This window comes from Streptomyces sp. NPDC055506 (assembly GCF_053643595.1).
Window position 1 is genome coordinate 1 of record NZ_JBSHKH010000156.1, and the last position, 17,637, is coordinate 17,637.

The 17,637-nt window shown below is 72.0% G+C and carries 17 protein-coding genes; 3 read left to right on the forward strand and 14 right to left on the reverse strand.

The window, feature by feature from the left end:
* Window positions 1-192: 192 nt before the first annotated feature.
* Together ACWIF2_RS35920 and ACWIF2_RS35925 are read right to left on the reverse strand one after the other, a co-directional pair.
* Window positions 193-390, reverse strand: a complete 198-nt coding sequence (locus ACWIF2_RS35920) for a hypothetical protein (RefSeq protein ID WP_382497687.1) — start codon at window positions 388-390, stop codon at window positions 193-195.
* A gap of 234 nt (window positions 391-624) precedes the next feature.
* A complete protein-coding gene (locus ACWIF2_RS35925; RefSeq protein ID WP_454365251.1) occupies window positions 625-864 on the reverse strand; it encodes a hypothetical protein in 240 nt (79 codons plus the stop codon).
* Window positions 865-1,059: 195 nt separating this feature from the next.
* On the opposite strand from ACWIF2_RS35925, the gene ACWIF2_RS35930 reads away from it, so the two are divergent.
* Window positions 1,060-2,532: a protein kinase domain-containing protein gene (locus ACWIF2_RS35930; protein ID WP_454365253.1), complete on the forward strand. Its 1,473-nt coding sequence runs from the start codon at window positions 1,060-1,062 to the stop codon at window positions 2,530-2,532.
* Between the two features lie 42 nt (window positions 2,533-2,574).
* Here the strand turns inward: ACWIF2_RS35930 and ACWIF2_RS35935 are convergent, their stop codons facing one another.
* The 9 genes from ACWIF2_RS35935 to ACWIF2_RS35975 all read right to left on the reverse strand — a co-directional run bounded on the left by ACWIF2_RS35935 (window position 2,575) and on the right by ACWIF2_RS35975 (window position 14,612).
* Complete coding sequence (locus ACWIF2_RS35935; RefSeq protein WP_382497691.1) at window positions 2,575-3,393, reverse strand: TrmH family RNA methyltransferase; 819 nt, start codon at window positions 3,391-3,393, stop codon at window positions 2,575-2,577.
* A gap of 64 nt (window positions 3,394-3,457) precedes the next feature.
* A complete protein-coding gene (cobA, locus tag ACWIF2_RS35940; protein WP_454365255.1) occupies window positions 3,458-4,699 on the reverse strand; it encodes a uroporphyrinogen-III C-methyltransferase in 1,242 nt (413 codons plus the stop codon).
* 117 nt (window positions 4,700-4,816) lie between these two features.
* Entirely contained in the window at window positions 4,817-8,464 is a 3,648-nt protein-coding gene (gene cobT, locus ACWIF2_RS35945; RefSeq protein WP_454365257.1) for a nicotinate-nucleotide--dimethylbenzimidazole phosphoribosyltransferase, read from the reverse strand.
* Window positions 8,465-8,832: 368 nt separating this feature from the next.
* Window positions 8,833-10,053 (reverse strand): precorrin-6y C5,15-methyltransferase (decarboxylating) subunit CbiE, encoded by a 1,221-nt coding sequence (gene cbiE / locus ACWIF2_RS35950; RefSeq protein ID WP_454365259.1) that lies wholly within the window; start codon window positions 10,051-10,053, stop codon window positions 8,833-8,835.
* 136 nt (window positions 10,054-10,189) lie between these two features.
* A complete protein-coding gene (locus ACWIF2_RS35955) occupies window positions 10,190-10,822 on the reverse strand; it encodes a GNAT family N-acetyltransferase (protein WP_454365261.1) in 633 nt (210 codons plus the stop codon).
* Window positions 10,823-10,962: 140 nt separating this feature from the next.
* Window positions 10,963-11,781 carry a MetQ/NlpA family ABC transporter substrate-binding protein gene (locus tag ACWIF2_RS35960; RefSeq protein WP_382497701.1) on the reverse strand — a complete coding sequence of 273 codons (819 nt, stop codon included), beginning with the start codon at window positions 11,779-11,781 and terminating at the stop codon, window positions 10,963-10,965.
* A 63-nt stretch (window positions 11,782-11,844) separates the two neighbouring features.
* On the reverse strand, window positions 11,845-12,552 hold the full coding sequence (locus tag ACWIF2_RS35965; protein ID WP_454365263.1) for a methionine ABC transporter permease: 708 nt from the start codon (window positions 12,550-12,552) through the stop codon (window positions 11,845-11,847).
* On the reverse strand, window positions 12,549-13,583 hold the full coding sequence (locus ACWIF2_RS35970) for a methionine ABC transporter ATP-binding protein (RefSeq protein ID WP_454365265.1): 1,035 nt from the start codon (window positions 13,581-13,583) through the stop codon (window positions 12,549-12,551). Before ACWIF2_RS35970 ends, ACWIF2_RS35965 begins: the two co-directional genes overlap by 4 nt.
* A gap of 378 nt (window positions 13,584-13,961) precedes the next feature.
* Window positions 13,962-14,612: an HAD family hydrolase gene (locus tag ACWIF2_RS35975; protein ID WP_454365267.1), complete on the reverse strand. Its 651-nt coding sequence runs from the start codon at window positions 14,610-14,612 to the stop codon at window positions 13,962-13,964.
* Window positions 14,613-14,681: 69 nt separating this feature from the next.
* Here ACWIF2_RS35975 and ACWIF2_RS35980 point away from each other — a divergent pair, with 69 nt between their 5' ends.
* On the forward strand, window positions 14,682-15,041 hold the full coding sequence (locus ACWIF2_RS35980; RefSeq protein ID WP_454365269.1) for a hypothetical protein: 360 nt from the start codon (window positions 14,682-14,684) through the stop codon (window positions 15,039-15,041).
* Window positions 15,022-15,438 carry a hypothetical protein gene (locus ACWIF2_RS35985; RefSeq protein ID WP_454365270.1) on the forward strand — a complete coding sequence of 139 codons (417 nt, stop codon included), beginning with the start codon at window positions 15,022-15,024 and terminating at the stop codon, window positions 15,436-15,438. The genes ACWIF2_RS35980 and ACWIF2_RS35985 overlap by 20 nt, the downstream gene beginning before the upstream one ends.
* 107 nt (window positions 15,439-15,545) lie before the next feature.
* On the opposite strand, the gene ACWIF2_RS35990 is transcribed toward ACWIF2_RS35985, so the two are convergent.
* The 3 genes from ACWIF2_RS35990 to ACWIF2_RS36000 all read right to left on the reverse strand — a co-directional run.
* Window positions 15,546-16,043: a GNAT family N-acetyltransferase gene (locus tag ACWIF2_RS35990; protein WP_382837865.1), complete on the reverse strand. Its 498-nt coding sequence runs from the start codon at window positions 16,041-16,043 to the stop codon at window positions 15,546-15,548.
* Between the two features lie 57 nt (window positions 16,044-16,100).
* Window positions 16,101-16,595: an RNA polymerase sigma factor gene (locus ACWIF2_RS35995; protein WP_454365272.1), complete on the reverse strand. Its 495-nt coding sequence runs from the start codon at window positions 16,593-16,595 to the stop codon at window positions 16,101-16,103.
* 74 nt (window positions 16,596-16,669) lie between these two features.
* Window positions 16,670-17,637 (reverse strand): glycerophosphodiester phosphodiesterase (locus tag ACWIF2_RS36000; RefSeq protein WP_454365273.1); only part of this gene is annotated, 968 nt, incomplete at its 5' end.

The following is a 17,637-nucleotide window of genomic DNA, read 5'->3' on the forward strand; positions in this document are numbered from 1 at the left end:
GGGCACCTCCCAGGCCCTTAAGGCACTGGGGGAGGCACGCATGCCCGCAGCTAGGTCGGCTGACAAAAGCAATGCCGGCGCAGCTCCCCAGCTGCGCCGGCATTTTTTGCCGTCCGCCGCACCCCCGTCCCCACGGGGTTTCATGGGTGGATGTCCCCGCCCGGACCGCTCTTCCGGGCCTGGGGTCGCCGCTCAGCGCCCCAGCATCTCTCCCACGGACGACGCCTGTGTGGCCACTGTCTCCCACCCGTCGAAGACGAGGAGGAGCAGGACCGCCAGGGGAAGGGCCATCAGCGTCGCCACCAGGGGGTGGCGGCGGCCCGTGCGGCGGGGCCGGAGCGTGATGCGCTCCCGCGTGCGGACCAGCGTCCGCGGTGCCGTATGGGCCATGGTCCCTCTCCTGACCGTTCTCAGTTGTCGTTGGCAGCGGCGGGCGTCTGACCTCGGGGGACGAGTGCTACACCCGCCGCTTGACCTCAAATCTAGGTGTCCGGCCCTCCCCGGGCGTCATGCCCTCGTACCGATTGCCGGGCCTCCCGGAGGATGAGCCGCCACCTGCGATGTACTCCCCTGGGTGGAGACGGAGAGCCGGGTCTCAGGGTCTTCCCCGACGGGACGCCTGGCTCACCCCGCTTTGTCCGAGCTTTCCTCGCGCGGAATCGGCTGTTCCACCAGTGCCAGCACCCGGTTCGCCATGAAGCGGGCCGTACGCACCACTGCCCCGCTTCGGGTGACTTCGCTCACTTCCACGACACCTCGACGTACCGCCGTCTCCACCCTGCGGCCCGCCCTGCTCGCCACCACCTCGTATGTGCGTGTCGTGTCACCGGCGTCCACGACTATCTCCACACGGTCACCCTTCACGGGTCCAATCCCCCTTCCGTGGCAGGCGGTTGGGGTCGACCCCCGCGTGAACACGGCCTGTCCGCACGCCCCCTGACCACACTTCAAGTCTCCCACCCACCACTGACAATCCATTGGCCCGAGAGGGCGCGGCCTCTGCGCGTGGGCGGCCGTGGAAACGTAAGCTGTGGCTCGTCACAGGACCGGGCAGCGGGGATGAACATGGCGATGATGCGCCTGAGGCGCGAGGACCCGCGCGTCGTCGGCTCGTTCAGGCTTCACAGACGGCTCGGCGCGGGCGGGATGGGCGTGGTCTACCTGGGCTCCGACAAGAAGGGGCAACGGGTCGCGCTCAAGGTCATCCGCCCTGACCTGGCGGAGGATCAGGAGTTCCGCTCGCGCTTCGCGCGTGAGGTCTCGGCTGCGCGGCGGATCCGCGGCGGCTGCACGGCCCGGCTCGTGGCCGCGGACCTGGAGGCGGACCGGCCCTGGTTCGCCACACAGTACGTACCGGGACCCTCCCTGCACGACAAGATCGCCGCCGAGGGACCGCTCGGCGCCGCCGATGTCGCCGCCGTCGGGGCCGCCCTCTCCGAGGGCCTGGTCGCCGTGCACGAGGCAGGGGTCGTGCACCGGGACCTGAAGCCGTCCAACATCCTGCTGTCCCCGAAGGGGCCGCGGATCATCGACTTCGGCATCGCCTGGGCCACCGGCGCCTCGACGCTCACCCACGTCGGCACCGCGGTCGGCTCGCCGGGCTTCCTCGCACCGGAGCAGGTGCGCGGGGCGGCCGTCACTCCGGCCACGGACGTGTTCTCGCTGGGTGCCACGCTCGCGTACTCCTCGATGGGCGACTCTCCGTTCGGGCACGGCAGTTCCGAGGTGATGCTGTACCGCGTCGTGCACGAGGAGGCGCAGCTGCACGGCGTGCCCGACGCGCTGGCTCCGCTCGTCCGGGCCTGCCTGGCGAAGGACCCCGAGGAGCGGCCCAGCACACTCCAACTGTCGCTGCGGCTCAAGGAGATCGCGGCCCGGGAGGCGCAGGACCTCGCCGGGGTAAGGCCGCCCGCGCCGCGCGGCGCGGAGACCGACCGGCCCGTCGACACCTACCCCGAGCGGGTCCGGCGCCCGCAGGGACAACAGGGTTCGGCGGGGGCCGGTGCACAGCGGGGCCGGGGCACTCCCCCACCGCGGGGTTCCGCCCAGTCCCGGGACGGGGCTTCGTCCGCGGACGGTACGGCTTCCCAGGGCGGAGCCGGTGTCCGGGGCGGAAGCCGACAGCCGGGCAGCGGGAACGGCGGCCGGCAGGCGGGTGGCGCGAACCGTGGCAGGACTCCGGCGCGCGACCGTGGCGCGTCGGCGCGGTCCGGGGGGCGGCCGACGCCCACCGGGCGCAACGGGACCCGGTCGGGCAGCGGCAGCCGCCCCGCCCCGCACAGCGGCACCGGGCGTCCGTCCAGGACGGGGACCGGGCTGCGGCCCGCCAATCCACGGTTGCTGCGGCAGCGGCTGTTCGTATTCGTCGTGGTCACACTGCTGGTGGCGATCGGCATCGCCCTGGTGCAGGGCTGTCAGGGCCCGGCGCGAGGACTCGGCGGCGACGGAGGCGGCGTACGGGAGCAGCAGGTCCACCAGTCGCAGCCGCTGGACGACGCACCCGTGCGGCCGGACGGTACGACTCGGAGCTGACGGGCCTCGGCGGCCTCGCCCGGCTCGGCCTCGCCGCTGTTCCTACACCTGGGGACGGCCGGTGGCCACGGCGTAGAAGGCCACGGCCGCCGCCGCGCCCACGTTGAGGGAGTCGACGCCGTGGGACATGGGGATGCGGACCCACTCGTCGGCGGCGACCAGGGCCTGGGTGGACAGGCCGTCGCCCTCGGCGCCGAGCATCAGGGCCACGCGGTCCATGGTGTGCGGGGCGGCCTCGTCGAGGGGCCGGGCCTTCTCGTCGGGGGTGAGGGCGAGCAGCGTGAAGCCGGCCTCGCGGACCGACTCCAGGCCCTTGGGCCAGGTGTCCAGACGGGCGTACGGGACGGAGAAGACCGCGCCCATGGAGACCTTCACGCTGCGGCGGTAGAGGGGGTCGGCGCAGTCCGGGGAGAGCAGGACCGCGTCCATGCCGAGGGCCGCCGCCGAGCGGAAGATCGCGCCGATGTTGGTGTGGTCGTTGACCGACTCCATGATCACGACGCGGCGTGTGGTCCTCAGGAGGTCGGCCGCCGTGGGCAGGGGTTTGCGCTGCATGGAGGCGAGCGCGCCCCGGTGCACGTGGTAGCCGGTAACCTGCTCGGCCAGCTCCGGGCTGACCGCGTAGACCGGGGCCGGGAGCTCGTCGATGACATCGCGCATGACGTCGACCCACTTGGCCGAGAGCAGCATGGACCGCATCTCGTAGCCCGCTTCCTTGGCCCTTCTGATGACCTTCTCGCCCTCGGCGATGAACAGGCCCTCGGCGGGTTCGCGCTTGCGGCGCAGTTCCACGTCGGTCAGGCCGGTGTAGTCGGAGAGGCGCGGGTCGTCGGGATCGTCGACGGTGATGAGATCGGCCACAGGGTGATACTGCCTTGTCCTGGGTGCGGTGCCAACGGCTCGGTACGGTTTGTGTTACCCGGGGTTACTCGCGGGGCGCGGCAGCCGTGGGGCCGACCTTCACGACCTCGCCGATGACGATGACCGCCGGGGGCTTCACGTCCTCGGTACGGACCGCCTCCGCGACCGTCGCGAGGGTCGCGTCGACCCGGCGCTGGGCGGCCGTCGTGCCCTCCTGGACGAGAGCGACGGGGGTGTCGGCCGGCTTTCCGTGCGCGACGAGTGTCTCGGCGATCTTTCCGATCTTGTCGACGCCCATGAGGATCACCAGCGTGCCGGTCAGCCTGGCCAGGGACGGCCAGTCGACCAGGGAACGCTCGTCGTCGGGCGCGACATGGCCGCTGACCACGGTGAACTCATGGGCGACGCCTCGGTGGGTGACCGGGATGCCGGCCGCGCTCGGGACCGAGATGGAGCTGGAGATCCCGGGGACGACCGTGCACGGGATGCCGACCTCGGCGAGGGCCTGGAGCTCCTCCATGCCGCGGCCGAAGACGTAGGGGTCGCCGCCCTTCAGGCGGACGACCGACTTGCCCTGCTTCGCGTGCTCGATCAGCGCGCTGTTGATGGCCTCCTGAGCCATGAAGCGGCCGTAGGGGATCTTCGCCGCGTCGATCACCTCGACGTGGGGCGGGAGTTCGGCGAGGAGGTCGCGCGGGCCGAGGCGGTCCGCGATGACGACGTCCGCCTCGGCGAGCAGGCGGCGGCCGCGGACCGTGATCAGGTCCGGGTCGCCGGGGCCGCCGCCGACCAGGGCTACTCCGGGGGTACGGGTGCGGTGGTGCGGGGCGACGAGCGTGCCGTCGCGCAGTCCCTCCACGACCGCGTCGCGGATGGCGGCGGTGTGGCGTGGGTCGCGCCCCTTGGCGTCCGTGGTGAGGACGGCGACCGTGACGCCCTCGCTGTGGCCGGTGGCCGGGGTCCAGGCCGTCGCCTCGTCGGCGTCGTCGGAGCGGACGCACCAGACCCGGCGGTGCTCCGCCTCGGCGGAGGCCCGGGTGTTCGCCTCCGTGTCACCGGTGGCGATGAGGGCGTACCAGGCGTTCTCGAGGTCGCCTTCCTCATAGCGGCGCCGCTGCCAGGTGATCTCGCCGGCGTCCGCCATGGCTTCGACGGAGGGGGTGGCGCTGGGTGACACGAGGATGATGTCCGCACCTGCCGCGATCAGCGCCGGGAGGCGGCGCTGGGCGACCTGGCCGCCGCCGAGAACGACCACGCGGCGGCCGGTGAGGCGGAGGCCTACGGGGTAGGCGGGGTGTTCGGCCATGGGGGTGCGGCTCCTGTTGACGGCGGTGCGGTAGCCCTGACGTGCGGATTTTAATGGGCGGGGGCCAGGACGGCTCCGGTGGTCCAGTGGCTGGGCACCGGAGCCGGCCCTCGGCACCTACTTCTCAGTGACGCCCGCCGAGTCGAACGTCGCCACCTCGTGCATCGCCCGGGCCGTGCTCTGGACCAGCGGCAGGGCCAGCAGGGCGCCCGTGCCCTCGCCCAGGCGGAGATCGAGGTCGACCAGGGGGCGCAGGCCCAGTTTGTTGAGCGCGGCGACATGGCCCGGCTCGGCGCTGCGGTGACCGGCGATGCAGGCGGCCAGGACCTCGGGGGCGATGGCGCGGGCCACCAGGGCGGCGGCGCCGGCGCTGACGCCGTCCAGGATCACCGGCGTACGCAGGGAGGCGCCGCCGAGGAGGAGGCCGACGATGGCGGCGTGTTCGAAGCCGCCGATCGCGGCGAGCACGCCGATCGGGTCGGCCGGGTCCGGCTGGTGGAGTTCCAGCGCGCGGCGGACGACCTCCGTCTTGCGGGCGAGGGTCTCGTCGTTGATGCCGGTGCCCCGGCCCGTGACCTCGGCCGGGTCCGCACCCGTGAAGACGGAGATCAAGGCGGCGGACGCGGTCGTGTTGGCGATGCCCATCTCGCCGGTGAGCAGGGCCTTGTTGCCGGCGGCGACCAGGTCGCGGGCGGTCTCGATGCCGACCTCGATGGCCTGCTTGGCCTCCTCGCGGGTCATCGCGGGCCCGGTCGTCAGATCGGACGTACCGGCCCGGACCTTGCGGGGCAGCAGTCCCGGGGTGGCCGGGAGGTCGGCGGCGACGCCCACGTCGACGATGCAGACCTCGGCGCCCACCTGGGTGGCGAAGGCGTTGCAGACGGCGCCGCCGCCCAGGAAGTTGGCCACCATCTGGGCCGTGACCTCCTGCGGCCAGGGGGTCACCCCCTGGGCGTGCACGCCGTGGTCGCCGGCGAAGATCGCGACGGCCGCGGGCTCCGGGATGGGCGGCGGGCACTGGCGGGACAGGCCGGACAGCTGTGCGGAGATGATCTCCAGCATGCCCAGCGCACCGGCCGGCTTGGTCATACGCTTCTGGCGCTCCCACGCCTCGCCGAGCGCCTTGGCGTCCAGCGGGCGGATCTGCGCGACGGTCTCGGCGAGCAGGTCGTGCGGTTCCTCTCCGGGCAGTGCGCGGCGGCCGTACGTCTCCTCGTGCACGACCCAGGACAGCGGGCGGCGCTTGGACCAGCCCGCCTGCAGCAACTCGGGCTCGTCGGGGAACTCGTCGACGTAACCGACGCACAGGTAGGCGATGACTTCGAGGTGCTCGGGCAGGCCGAGGGCGCGGACCATCTCGCGCTCGTCGAAGAAGCTGACCCAGCCGACGCCGAGGCCTTCGGCGCGGGCGGCGAGCCAGAGGTTCTCCACGGCCAGGGCCGCCGAGTACGGCGCCATCTGGGGCTGGGTGTGACGGCCGAGGGTGTGGCGTCCGCCGCGGGTCGGGTCCGCGGTGACGACGATGTTCACCGGGGTGTCGAGGATGGCCTCGATCTTCAGTTCCTTGAACTGCTTCGCCCGGCCCTTGGGGAGGGACTTGGCGTACGCGTCGCGCTGACGCATCGCCAGTTCGTGCATCGCGCGCCGGGTGTCGGCGGAGCGGATGACGACGAAGTCCCACGGCTGTGAGTGGCCCACGGAGGGCGCGTGGTGGGCGGCCTCCAGGACACGGAGCAGCACCTCGTGCGGGATCGGGTCGCTGCGGAAGCCGTTGCGGATGTCGCGGCGTTCGCGCATGACCTTCAGGACGGCCTCGCGCTCGGCGGCGTCGTAGGCGGGGGCGGCGGGGCCGGTGGACTGTCGTGCCTCTGCCACTGGCGCCGCGCTCTCTTCGTCGTGACGTGCCTGGTCGGCCAAGTCTTCCTGGTCGGCGGCCCGGGTGTCCAGGTCGTCGGCGTTCTGCGCGAGTTCGGCGTCGCCGTCGCGCGGTGCGGGGACGGTGGCGACGGGGGCCGGCGGCTCCGGCACCTCGGGCTGTACGGGCTCGGGCTGTACGGGCTCGGGCTGTGCCGGCTCGGGGGCGGCGGGCGGCTGGGACTGCTGCGGGCCCTGGACGGGCTGCATGCTCGGCTCGTCCGTCTTCTGGTCTGCCTGGTCGTCCAGCTTCTCGTCCGGCTTCTCGTCCGCGATCGGCTCCGGGAGTACGACGGTGACGTCCTCGGCGGATGCCGGGGGGACGTCCGTGCTCTCGGGCGTGGGGGTCACCGGCTCGGGGGTGGGTCCGGGAGCGACTTCCTCGGCCACGGGGGCGGGTTCGGGAGCGACTTCCTCGACCGTGAGGGCCGGCTCGGCTGCCTCGGGCGCCTGGGGCGGTGCGGGGGCCTCGGCGGGCGCTTCGGGCGCGGGTGTCTCGGCGACTTGGGCAGGGAGCGGTGCCTCAACGGGCTGAGACGGAGCGGCTGCTGTCTCCGGTGCGTCGGTGACCGGGGCAGGGGCCACCGGCGCCGGCGCTTCCGGGGTGGGAGCGGCGGGCGCGGGGGCGGCTGCCTCGGTGTCAGTGGGCTGAGGAGCGGGCGCGGCCTGCGGGGCGATCGGCTCGGCAACCGGCGCGGGGGCCTCGACGCCGAGGGCGTCCGGCTGCTGCGCTACGGCCTCGGGAGCGGCCTCGTCCACCGGGCCGGGCGCGGGGGCCTCGGGGCCGGCAACCTCTGCGGGCGCCTGTGCGACGGCCTCGGGAGCGACTGCCTCGGGCGCCTCCGCGGGTGTCTCGGGAACACCGGCCGCCTCGACGGCACCGGCCTCGGGCGCAGGGGCGGCTTCCGGGAACGGGACCGCTTCAGGGGCCGGTTCGGCCTCGGCGACAGGAGCGGAGATCACGTCCTGCTCCGCGGCAGCCGCCGGAACCTGATGGCCGCCATCAGCGAAGTCGCCGACGCCACCCGGCCCGGGTACCTCGGGAGAATCGGCGGCAGGCCCCGGCTCACCGTCCTCAGCAGAACCGTCCTGAGCAGAGCCGTCCACGACCGGCACCTCCCCCGGAATCCCTCCAGGCGCGGAAACGGCCCCCGCCTCGGCCTCAGCCACCTGCACAGGGACGTCCTGCACCGGGGCGGCCTGCGCGGGCTGCTCGGCGTGGCCGCCCTGCTCCGCCGTCGCCTCCGTCGCCACACTGGTCGCGACGGCCGCGGGCACCGGCTGTGTTTCCGGAACAACCGTTTCCGCAGGGGCCGCCCCGGCGCCCACCGGGGCCTGGTGGGTGACCTGCGCGTCCCAGGGCGCCGCCGGGTGCGAGGGCGTCTCCGGGGCGCGCGGGGCGTCGAGGTACTCGGGTCCTGCCGGCTGCGGCGCGGGCTGTCGCAGCGGCGCGTCCGCCGGGCCGCGGTCGGCGAGCGAACGGACCGGGCTGGCGGAGCTGTCGGGCAGCGGCGGGCCTAGGTGCAGCGGGCGGCGCGGGGTGACGGGCGGGATCGGCGGAGGGTCGGGCAGCCGGACGCCGCCGAGGTCGACCGAGCCGCTGTCGCGGCCGGAGATCTCGTGCGGACCCGGCTCGTGCACGGTCTCGGCGACCGGCTCCGGCGCGGGCGGGGCGACCTCGTTGCCCCAGGCGCCCTGGGCGCCGGGCAACAGCAGCAGGTCGTCGTCCTCGGCGGTGGTCTCGGGCTCGGAGAGGTAGGTGTACGAACCGTGCGCGGGGGCGCCCGGCTGCTCCACCATGCCTGCGTTCTCCGGCAGTCCCTCGCCCGGGACCTGGCCGGTGTCGGTCATGCGTACCCCTCGCCCAATCGGTTAGTGCTCCTACGACCAGCTCGCCCGGAACGGCGCACCGACCGCCCCGCAGTGAAGAACGAGCGTGCGTCCCCAGCGGCACGAGCGGCCCGCCCCAAAAAGGCGACAAAGCCATTCAATGGCATTGTCGCGGCCGTACCACCCTCGCGGCAGCTTGATCCGCGACGGTTCCGCTGTGGACTGCGCCACGTTGCGCGTCCTCAGGTTCTGCCGTACCACACACACCCCAAAACGGGCAGGTTTTCCGGACATTGACCGACGAAGTGCCGGGCGTCCGCGTGCGGTGCAACGATCGGCCAGCCTACCGCGCGCAGTACGACAACCCGATCACGGGGACGGCGGCGGGATCAGGCGCTGCGCCGCGGCAGCACGCCGCTGAGCAGGAACGCGACGCTCCGCTCTTTCTCCGTCCAGGCCCGGGTGTCGAGTTCGACGGACTGCAGCAGGGCGCACTCGACGCTGTAGCCGTGCTCGGTCAGGTCACGGCCGATGAGTTCGGCGGAGTCGCGGGTGCCGGCGTGCGTGACGATGCGCTGTGGGCGGCGGTCGGCGACCGCCGAGACGACGGCCGCTCCCCCGCCGCCGACGCGGACGACGTCCGGTTCGGGGAGGTTCTCCAGGATGTGCGGGGCGGTGCCGTGCACGATCTGGAGCTGGACGCCGAGGCGGCGTGCGGTGGCGTCGGTGCGGGCGCAGGCGGCCCGGTCGCGGTCGACGGCGATGACGGCGGCGCCGGCGCGCGCGGCCTCGACGGCGAAGGCACCGCTGCCGCAGCCGATGTCCCACACGAGGTCGCCGACGCGCGGCCCGAGGCGGGCGAGTTGGGAGGCGCGCAGCGGCTGGGACTCGCCCTCGCCGAGGGGGGTGCCGTAGGTCTCGGAGGGCAGGGACCAGCCGCGGGGCCCGGCGGAGGGGTCGCGGCCGGCGATCCAGCCGCCTGCCTCCCCCGCGGTGCCGGGTCCGGCCGGGCCGCCGAGGACGATGACGACGTTGGGGTCGCGCCAGGCGTGGTCGGCGGCCTTGTCGGAGGTGACGATCGTGACGCGCTCGCGTTCGGTGCCGAGTTCCTCGCAGATGACGAAGGAGCGGTGGACTCCTTCGAGCAGCAGGCCGAGTTCGGCCGGGCCGGCGCCGGGTGAGGTGAGAACGGCCACCTTGGTGTGGGCGCGGCATACGTTCACCGCGCGGCGCAGGGTGCGGCGGTGTGCGACGACCACTTGTGCGTCGTCCCAGGGCATTCCGGCGCGGGCGAAGGCGGCGGCGACGGAGGAGACGGCGGGGACGACCTCGACCTCGAGGCCGAACTCGGGAGCGCGCAGGGTCCGTACGACGCCGAAGTAGCCGGGGTCGCCGTCGGCCAGCACGACGGCCGTGCCGCGGTGGCCGGCGATGCGGCGGGCGGCGAGGGCGACACTGCCGAGGCGGATGCGCTCGGCGCCGGCGGGTACCTCGGGGAGCGCCAGATGGTGGGCGGCACCCGCCACGAGCGTGGCGGCACCCAGGGCGGCGCGTGCCGCGTCGGTCAGCGGCGAACCGTCCCAGCCGATCACCGTGACCCGGTCGGCCATCGTCGTCAGTCTCCAGAGGATCTCGCAGGTCGTCTGCGTGTCGTGTCGCGAGCGGCCCGTGGGTGGGCTTGGTGAGAGTACCCGGTGGAGCCGGCGGAGGGGGCGGCGGTGCGGTCGCGCACGGTGGCCGTTCCGGTCAGTTCCAGTCGCCGAAGGAGGTGAAGCCACCGGGCAGCCGGCCGCCGACGCCCTCCAGGTCCTCGGGGAGCAGGCTCCAGACGATGAAGTCGGTGCGTACGTCCGTCCATGTGCCGTCCTCGGCACGGCTGCGGGCTATACAGGCGTTGCGCAGCACGCCCTCGCTGATACAGCCGATCTTCTGGGCGACCTGCTGGGAGGCGGTGTTGTCGGCCGCGGTGCGCAGTTCGATGCGTTCGAACTTCTGGTCCGAGAAGAGCCACCGGGCGGTGACCAGGGCGGCCTCGGAGGCGTAGCCCTCGCCCCGGGCCCAGGGGGCGATGATGTACGACAGTTCCGTGGAGCGTACGCGCCAGTTGGTCTTGCCGAGCTGGATGACGCCGACCAGGCGCTGGGTGAGGAACTCGGTGACCGCGAAGTCGAGACCGCGTCCCTCGGTGCGCTCGGCGGGGGCGTACTCGGTGATCCAGGTGCGGGCACCGTCCTCCGTGAAGGGCTGGGGGACGGAGGTCCAGGCGGCCACCTGCTCGTCGTTCATCATCGCGGCCAGGGCGGCGATGTCGTCTTCGTCAAGGGGACGCAGCACCAACCGCTCCGTGCTGATGGAGACGTTGGGAAAGGTGCTCGTCATGCGCCGCTCCGTAACCTTCGGTGAACCTTCAGGGCCTGCTCAACTGCCCAGCATGCAGCATGAAAGCACTGATCCGCACCACGGGGTCCTCCCCCACCAGGTGAGGAAGGACCCCTGCGGCGCGGGTGCCGGGCGAGGGCTCAGAAGGAGGCGAGCACGGCGCCGTCGTACTTGTCCTGAATGAACTTCTTCACCTCGGGCGAGGTGAGGAGCTTCGCGAGCTTCTTCACCCGCGGGTCCTTCTCCTCGCCCTTCTTCACGGCGAGGAAGTTGCCGTACGGATTGTCCTTCGGGGACTCCAGGACGAGGGCGTCCTTCGCCGGCTTGAGGTCGGACTCGAGGGCGTAGTTGCCGTTGACGACCGCGGCGTCCACGTCGTCGAGGGAGCGCGGGGTCTGGGCCGCCTCCAGCTCCTTGAACTTGAGGTTCTTCGGGTTCTTGGTGATGTCCGAAGGGGTCGCCTCGTTGCCGACGCCCGCCTTGAGGGTGATGATCCCGTGCGCGGCGAGGAGCTTGAGGGCGCGGGCCTCGTTGACGGTGTCGTTGGGGATGGCGACCGTCGCACCGCTCTTCAGGGCGTCGGCCTTCTTGACCTTGTGGGAGTAGAGGCCGAGCGGCTCCAGGTGGACCGTCACGACGGGCACGATGTCGGTGCCGTTCTTCTTGTTGAAGTCGTCGAGGTACGGCTGGTTCTGGAAGTAGTTGGCGCCCACGGAGCCGTCCTGCGTCGCCGTGTTCGGCGTGACGTAGTCGGTGAACTCCTTGACCTGCAGGTCGAGGCCCTCCTTCTTCGCCAGGTTGTCCTTGACGTAGGTGAGGATCTCGGCGTGCGGGGTGGGGCTGGCGGCGACGATCAGGGGTCCGTCGGAGCCGGAGTCGCCCGCGCCGCAGGCGCTGAGCCCGAGGGTGAGGGCTCCGGCGGCGAGGACAGCGGTGGTGATCTTGGCGGTGTTACGCACGAAAAGTGCCTTTCCTTATGGCCTTGAGGGTGGTGCGGCCCCGTCGTGGGTGGACGGGGAGTCTTAGGAGGCGGCCTTGAGCAGCCGCAGCTTCGGCGCGGGGCCGGAGTGGGCGCCGCGGCGGTGCAGGGAGCGGGCCGCGTAGTCGCCGGCGAACTGGATGACCGAGATGACGACGGCGAGGATCGCGACGGTGATCCACATCAGCTGGGTCTCGAAGCGCTGGTAGCCGTAGCGGATGGCGATGTCGCCGAGGCCGCCGGCGCCGACCGTGCCCGCCATGGCCGAGTAGCCGATGAGGGCGACGATCGTGGTGGTGGTGCTGGAGATCAGCGACGGCAGGGACTCCGGTACGAGGACCTTGCGGACGATGGTCCAGGTGTTGCCGCCCATGGACTGCACGGCCTCGACGAGCCCGTGGTCCACTTCGCGGACGGCCGTCTCGACCAGGCGCGCGAAGAACGGGATGGCGCCGACGGCGAGCGGCACGATGGCCGCCTCGACGCCGATGGTCGTCCCGGTGATGGAGCGGGTGAAGCCCATCAGCGCGACGATCAGGATGATGAACGGCAGGGAGCGGGCGATGTTCACGATCTGCCCGATGACCTTGTTGGCGGCGAGGTTCTGGAGCAGGCCGCCGCGGTCGGTCAGGACGAGCAGGATCCCGAGCGGCAGTCCGCCGACCACGGCGATGACCGTGGACCAGCCGACCATGTAGAGCGTGTCCCAACACGCCTGTTCCAGCAGGGGCTGCATCTCGGACCAGGTCACTTGACGCCCTCCTTCACCAGTTCGGACTCGTGGCCCAGGACGTCGATCTGCAGGCCCTGCTCGCGCAGGAACCCGATCGGTACGACGTTGTCCTCGTAGCGGCCGGGCAGTTCGATGCGCATCCGGCCGACCTGGAGGCCGCCGACGGTGTCGATGGCGGCGCCGAGGATCGAGATGTCGATGTTGTAGGTGCGGGCGAGCTGCGAGATGACGGGCTGGGTCGCGCTCTCGCCCTGGAAGGTGACGTCGACGACGGTGCGGTCCTCGCCGGAGGCCTCGCCGCCGAGCGGGAACAGCGCGGCGGCCAGCTCGGAGCCCGGGGTCGCCAGCAGCTCGCTGACCGTGCCCGACTCGACGACGCGGCCGTTCTCCATCAGCGCTGCGGAGTCGCAGACCGACTTCACGACGTCCATCTCGTGCGTGATGAGCAGGACGGTCAGGCCGAGCTGCCGGTTCAGGTCGCGCAGCAGCGCCAGGATGGACCGGGTGGTCTCCGGGTCGAGTGCGCTGGTGGCCTCGTCGGACAGCAGCACCTTGGGGTCGCCGGCGAGGGCGCGGGCGATGCCGACGCGCTGCTTCTGGCCGCCGGAGAGCTGCGCGGGGTAGGCGCCCGCCTTGTCGGCGAGGCCGACCAGGTCGAGCAGTTCCAGCGCCTTGCGGGAGCGTTCCTTGCCGGACTTGCCGAGGATCTCCAGCGGCAGCTCGACGTTGTCCTGGACGGTCCGGGAGGACAGCAGGTTGAAGTGCTGGAAGACCATGCCGATCCGGCTGCGTGCCTCCCGCAGTTCCTTCCCGGCGCGCGGGCCGCGGCCGGCCAGGGCGGTGAGGTCCTGTCCGGCGACGGTCACGGTGCCGGAGGTGGGGCGCTCCAGCAGGTTGACGCAGCGGATGAGCGAGGACTTGCCGGCGCCGGACTGGCCGATGACGCCGTACACCTCGCCTTCGCGGACGTGCAGGTCGACGCCGTCCAGGGCGGTGACCTCGCGGCCGCGTGAACGGTAGACCTTGGTCAGGTCCGTTGTGGTGATCACGTGGGTTTCCGTCACTGTCGAGTGCGCGGGCGTGGGTGTGCCCGGGCACAGAGGCATTCGTTCAGGGACGCGACACGGTTCTCGCTGAGGCGGGGAACCGGGGAGAACATGCGCGCGGGGCGGCTTGGCGTCTCGCACCGCTCAGGGCGTGCGGAGCTGCCACTGTCTCGCTTCGGGGCGCGAGCTCAGGGGGTGGTGCGGGGGCCCTCTAGAAGGCGCACATTCGACACATACAACGAGCACCGGGCGTCATGGTCGCCTCGGTCGCGGGGATGCGGTCGCTCGTCGTGGTCATGCCGCCAGTAAAACACGCGTACGGTCATGACAGTCACGCCGCTGTCCGGATGCTGGACAGCGGTGAACAGGGGCCGGGAAGCATCAGCCGCGGAGGGAGATTTCCACCCCCTGCTCGGTGACCTGTGCGGACAGGGCCGACAGGTTCTCGACGAGCAGGTCGGCCTGGAGCTCGTGGGCCTGGTGGGTTGTGGTCAACGCCACGGTGGTCATGCCGGCGGCGCGGCCGGCCGTCAGGCCCGCAGGGGCGTCCTCGAAGACGACGCAGGTGGCCGGGTCGACGCCGAGGGTGCGGGCGGCGAGCAGATAGGGCTCCGGGTCGGGCTTGCCGCGTGTGATGTCGTCGGCGGCGACGAGCGTCTTGGGGAGGATGCCGACGGCGTCGAGCCGCGCCTCGGCCAGCCGCCGGGTGGCGGAGGTGACGACGGCCCAGCGCTCGGCGGGCAGGGAGTCGAGGAACGCGCGCGTCCCGGGCAGGAGGCGCACACCGCCGTGGGGTACGTCCTCCACCTCCAGGTCCTCGATCCGCGCGAGGGCCCCCGGCACGATCTCGGCGGGCAGCAGGTCGGCGGCTATCTCGACGGCCGGTCGGCCGTGCAGTTCGACCCGCGCGAACTCCTCGGCCGTGATCCCGTACTCCGCGGCCCACCGTGTCCAGCAGCGGTCCACCGAGTCGAGGGAGGAGACCAGGGTTCCGTCGTTGTCGAACAGCAGGGCTTGCGCGTGGATCTTCATGCCCTCGACCCTACGGTGCGGGCCAGGGCCGGAAGCATCGGGCCTTTTCGGCCGTAATAAGGTCGCAGCATGCTTGCTGCTCTGACGCTGGTGACCGGCGTCGCCGCGCTGCTGCTCGCCGCCTGGTGCGGCCTCGCGGCCTACCGTGACCAGCCGACGAAGGACTGGCACTTCATCGGGATGGCCGTGGTCACCCTGCTGTCGCTGGTCCAGCTGGTGGTGGGGTTCGTGCTGCTGGCGCAGGGCGAGAAGCCGGAGCAGGGCACGACGATCTTCGTGGCGTATCTGCTGGGGGCGTTCGCGTGCGTCCCGGCGGCGGGGTTCATGTCACTGGCCGAGCGCACCCGGTGGGGCTCGGTGACCGTTGCCGCCGGCGGTGTGGTGCTGGCGGTGCTGGAGGTGCGGCTCTATGACATCTGGGGAGGCTGAGGTGAGCCGGCAGCGGCTGATCAGCGGGCCGGGCACGCTGCTGGTGTGGCTGTACGGCGTGATGGTCGTCGGGGCGGTGTCGCGGTCGGCGTATCAGATCGCGACGGAGTTCGACCGGGCACCGCTCGCGTATTCGCTGTCGGCGGTGGCGGGGCTGGTGTACGGGTTCATCACGTACTCGTTGGTGCGGGGTGGGGAGACTGCGCGGCGGGCGGCGCTGGTGTGTTGTGTCGCGGAGTTGGTGGGTGTGCTGACGGTGGGGACGTGGACCTTGGTCGAACCGTCGGCGTTTCCTGACGCGACCGTGTGGTCGGACTTCGGGATGGGGTATCTGTTCATCCCAGTGCTGTTGCCGCTGTCTGCCATTTACTGGCTGCGGCGGTCGCGGGCGCAGTAGGGGGTGCCGCCTGAGGTGAACAGGCGGCCGCGGGCCGGACGTGGCTTGTCGCGCCCACGCGGCGGAGCCGCACATCGACACAGCCCCGCGCCCCTAAGAGGCCGGAATCAAGCCGTCGCCGCGTACGTACCGGCCGGCTTCTCCAGGACGATCATGGGGATGCCGTCCGCGCCCTGGGACGTGCCGACCGTTTCGTAGCCCACCTTGCGGTAGAGGCGGAGGTTGCCCTCGTTGCGGTGGCCGGTGTGGAGGCGGAAGCGCTTGGCGCCGTGCTGGTCGGCGAGGGCCGATTCGGCCGCCCGGAGGAGGCGGGCTCCGATGCCGTGGCCCTGGAGGCGCGGGTGGACGCAGAGCTTGCCGATCGCGGCGGCGCCGTCCTCGGTGACCGAGCCGCGGACCGAGCCGACGACCTCGTCGCCGAGCCGGGCCACGAAGACGCAGTCCCGGGTGACCTCCTCGCGGACCGAGTCGAGGGTTTGGACGAGCGGGTCGATGCGGTAGTTCCCGTACAGCGCCGCCTCCCGCTGGAAGCACAGGTACTGCAGCCTGAAGATCTGCTCCGCGTCCTGCTCGGTCGCCGCAGAGATGGTCACGCTCATGCCCATGTGCGCACGCCTCCCGCTCATCTGATCACCTGTCGTCCCCCACTCCTATCCCCGTCCTCAGTGGGCCGCAACCTCCGGCGCAAGCAATCTGCGCAGACATCCCAGGCATCTGGAACGTTCCGGGCCAAGACTCCCCTGTGACATACCCAACTCCCCTGCGATTTCCCGGTATGTCAGGTCCTGCGGGGAGAGCAGCGCCTCCATCAGCCGGGGGCAGCGGCCCGGGAGGCGGCGTACGGCCTCGCGCAGGGCACGGCCGCGGGCCGCGGCGAGGGCGAGCTGCTCGGGGTCGCGGTCGCCGTCGTCGACCGGTTCGCCGGCGTACGGCCGTTCGAGGCGGCTCGTACGGCGGGTGCGGCGGGCCTCCGAGCGGACGGCGCGGCGGAGCCATCCCTGGGGGTCGAGCGGCGGGTCGTCGGCGTCGAGGCGCTCCAGCAGGCGGAGCCAGACCGCCTGTTCCAGGTCACCGGGCTCGGCTCCCGCGGCATATGCCTCCGCAGAGGCCTCGGCGGTGAGCAGCGGGCCCAGGGCGGTGACCAGGTCGGGTGTCATATGCGGAGCGACGCGGCCGCCCGGGCGGCGGGTTGCCCGGGCGGCCGAAGCTCACTCGACCGGGTGGTGTGAGCTCAGCCGTTGACGAAGGCCTCGCGGGCGAGCAGGCCCGTGTCGGGCTGGTCGGTGAAGACGCCGTCGATGCCGGTCGCGAAGTACGCCTTGTACGCGCCGAAGACATCGCCGTAGGCGTCCGCGTCCGTGCCCTTGCGGAAGTTCGCGGGCAGGAAGGGGTTCTCGTTGCGCAGGGTCCACGGGTGCAGGATCAGTCCCACCTTGTGCGCGTCCTGGACGAGCGTCGTCGGCTGTGTGAGGTTGCCCTTGGCGTCGCGCGGGATGACCAGGTCGAGGGTCGGGCCGATGCCCTGCGCGTAGGAGGCGATCTCCCTGAGGCCGGCCGGCTTGACCAGGTCGGCGACGGTGCGCGGGTCGCCGGTCTCGACGAAGTCATAGGGGCGGGTGTCCGCCGAGGACAGCAGGACGACCAGGGGGTTGTCGACGAGCTTGTTGAGGCGCTCGATGCTGGTCGGCTCGAAGGACTGGATGATGACCGGGGAGGTCCGCCGGTCCTTGCGGTACTTGCGCAGCACCTTGGCCACCCGCTCCTCCAGCGGCAGGCCCTGCTTGCGGAAGTAGGTGGGGTGCTTGAGCTCGGGGTAGATCCAGACCTGCTTGCCGCGCTTGCGGGTCTGCTCGTCCTGCCACTTCAGGACCTCTTCGAAGGTGGGGATCTCCCAGCGCCCGTTGTAGAGGGTGTTGTGCGGGCGGTTGGCCGGGATGCGCTCGATCGCGCGCAGCGTCTTCAGCTCGGCGAGCGTGAAGTCCTCGGTGAACCAGCCGGTGGTGGAGACGCCGTCGAGGAGCTTGGTCTTCTTGCGGCCGGCGAACTCGGGGTGGTCGGCGACGTCCGTGGTGCCGCCGATCTCCGGCTCGTGCCGGCAGACCAGGTGCCCGTCCTTCGTCGGCACCAGGTCGCCCGCCTCGACGATGTCGGCGCCCAGGTCGAGGGCCAGCTGGTACGAGCCCAGGGTGTGCTCCGGGC

Excerpts from the sequence above, each read along its gene's own strand:
- cobA (WP_454365255.1), bottom strand. The coding sequence starts at position 4,699 with ATGGCCGAACACCCCGCCTACCCCGTAGGCCTCCGCCTCACCGGCCGC.
- ACWIF2_RS35955 (WP_454365261.1), bottom strand. The coding sequence starts at position 10,822 with ATGACGAGCACCTTTCCCAACGTCTCCATCAGCACGGAGCGGTTGGTG.
- ACWIF2_RS35930 (WP_454365253.1), top strand. The coding sequence starts at position 1,060 with ATGAACATGGCGATGATGCGCCTGAGGCGCGAGGACCCGCGCGTCGTC.
- ACWIF2_RS35995 (WP_454365272.1), bottom strand. The coding sequence starts at position 16,595 with ATGACACCCGACCTGGTCACCGCCCTGGGCCCGCTGCTCACCGCCGAG.
- cbiE (WP_454365259.1), bottom strand. The coding sequence starts at position 10,053 with ATGGCCGACCGGGTCACGGTGATCGGCTGGGACGGTTCGCCGCTGACC.
- ACWIF2_RS35985 (WP_454365270.1), top strand. The coding sequence starts at position 15,022 with ATGACATCTGGGGAGGCTGAGGTGAGCCGGCAGCGGCTGATCAGCGGG.
- ACWIF2_RS35990 (WP_382837865.1), bottom strand. The coding sequence starts at position 16,043 with ATGGGCATGAGCGTGACCATCTCTGCGGCGACCGAGCAGGACGCGGAG.
- cobT (WP_454365257.1), bottom strand. The coding sequence starts at position 8,464 with ATGACCGACACCGGCCAGGTCCCGGGCGAGGGACTGCCGGAGAACGCA.
- ACWIF2_RS35980 (WP_454365269.1), top strand. The coding sequence starts at position 14,682 with ATGCTTGCTGCTCTGACGCTGGTGACCGGCGTCGCCGCGCTGCTGCTC.
- ACWIF2_RS35975 (WP_454365267.1), bottom strand. The coding sequence starts at position 14,612 with ATGAAGATCCACGCGCAAGCCCTGCTGTTCGACAACGACGGAACCCTG.
- ACWIF2_RS35920 (WP_382497687.1), bottom strand. The coding sequence starts at position 390 with ATGGCCCATACGGCACCGCGGACGCTGGTCCGCACGCGGGAGCGCATC.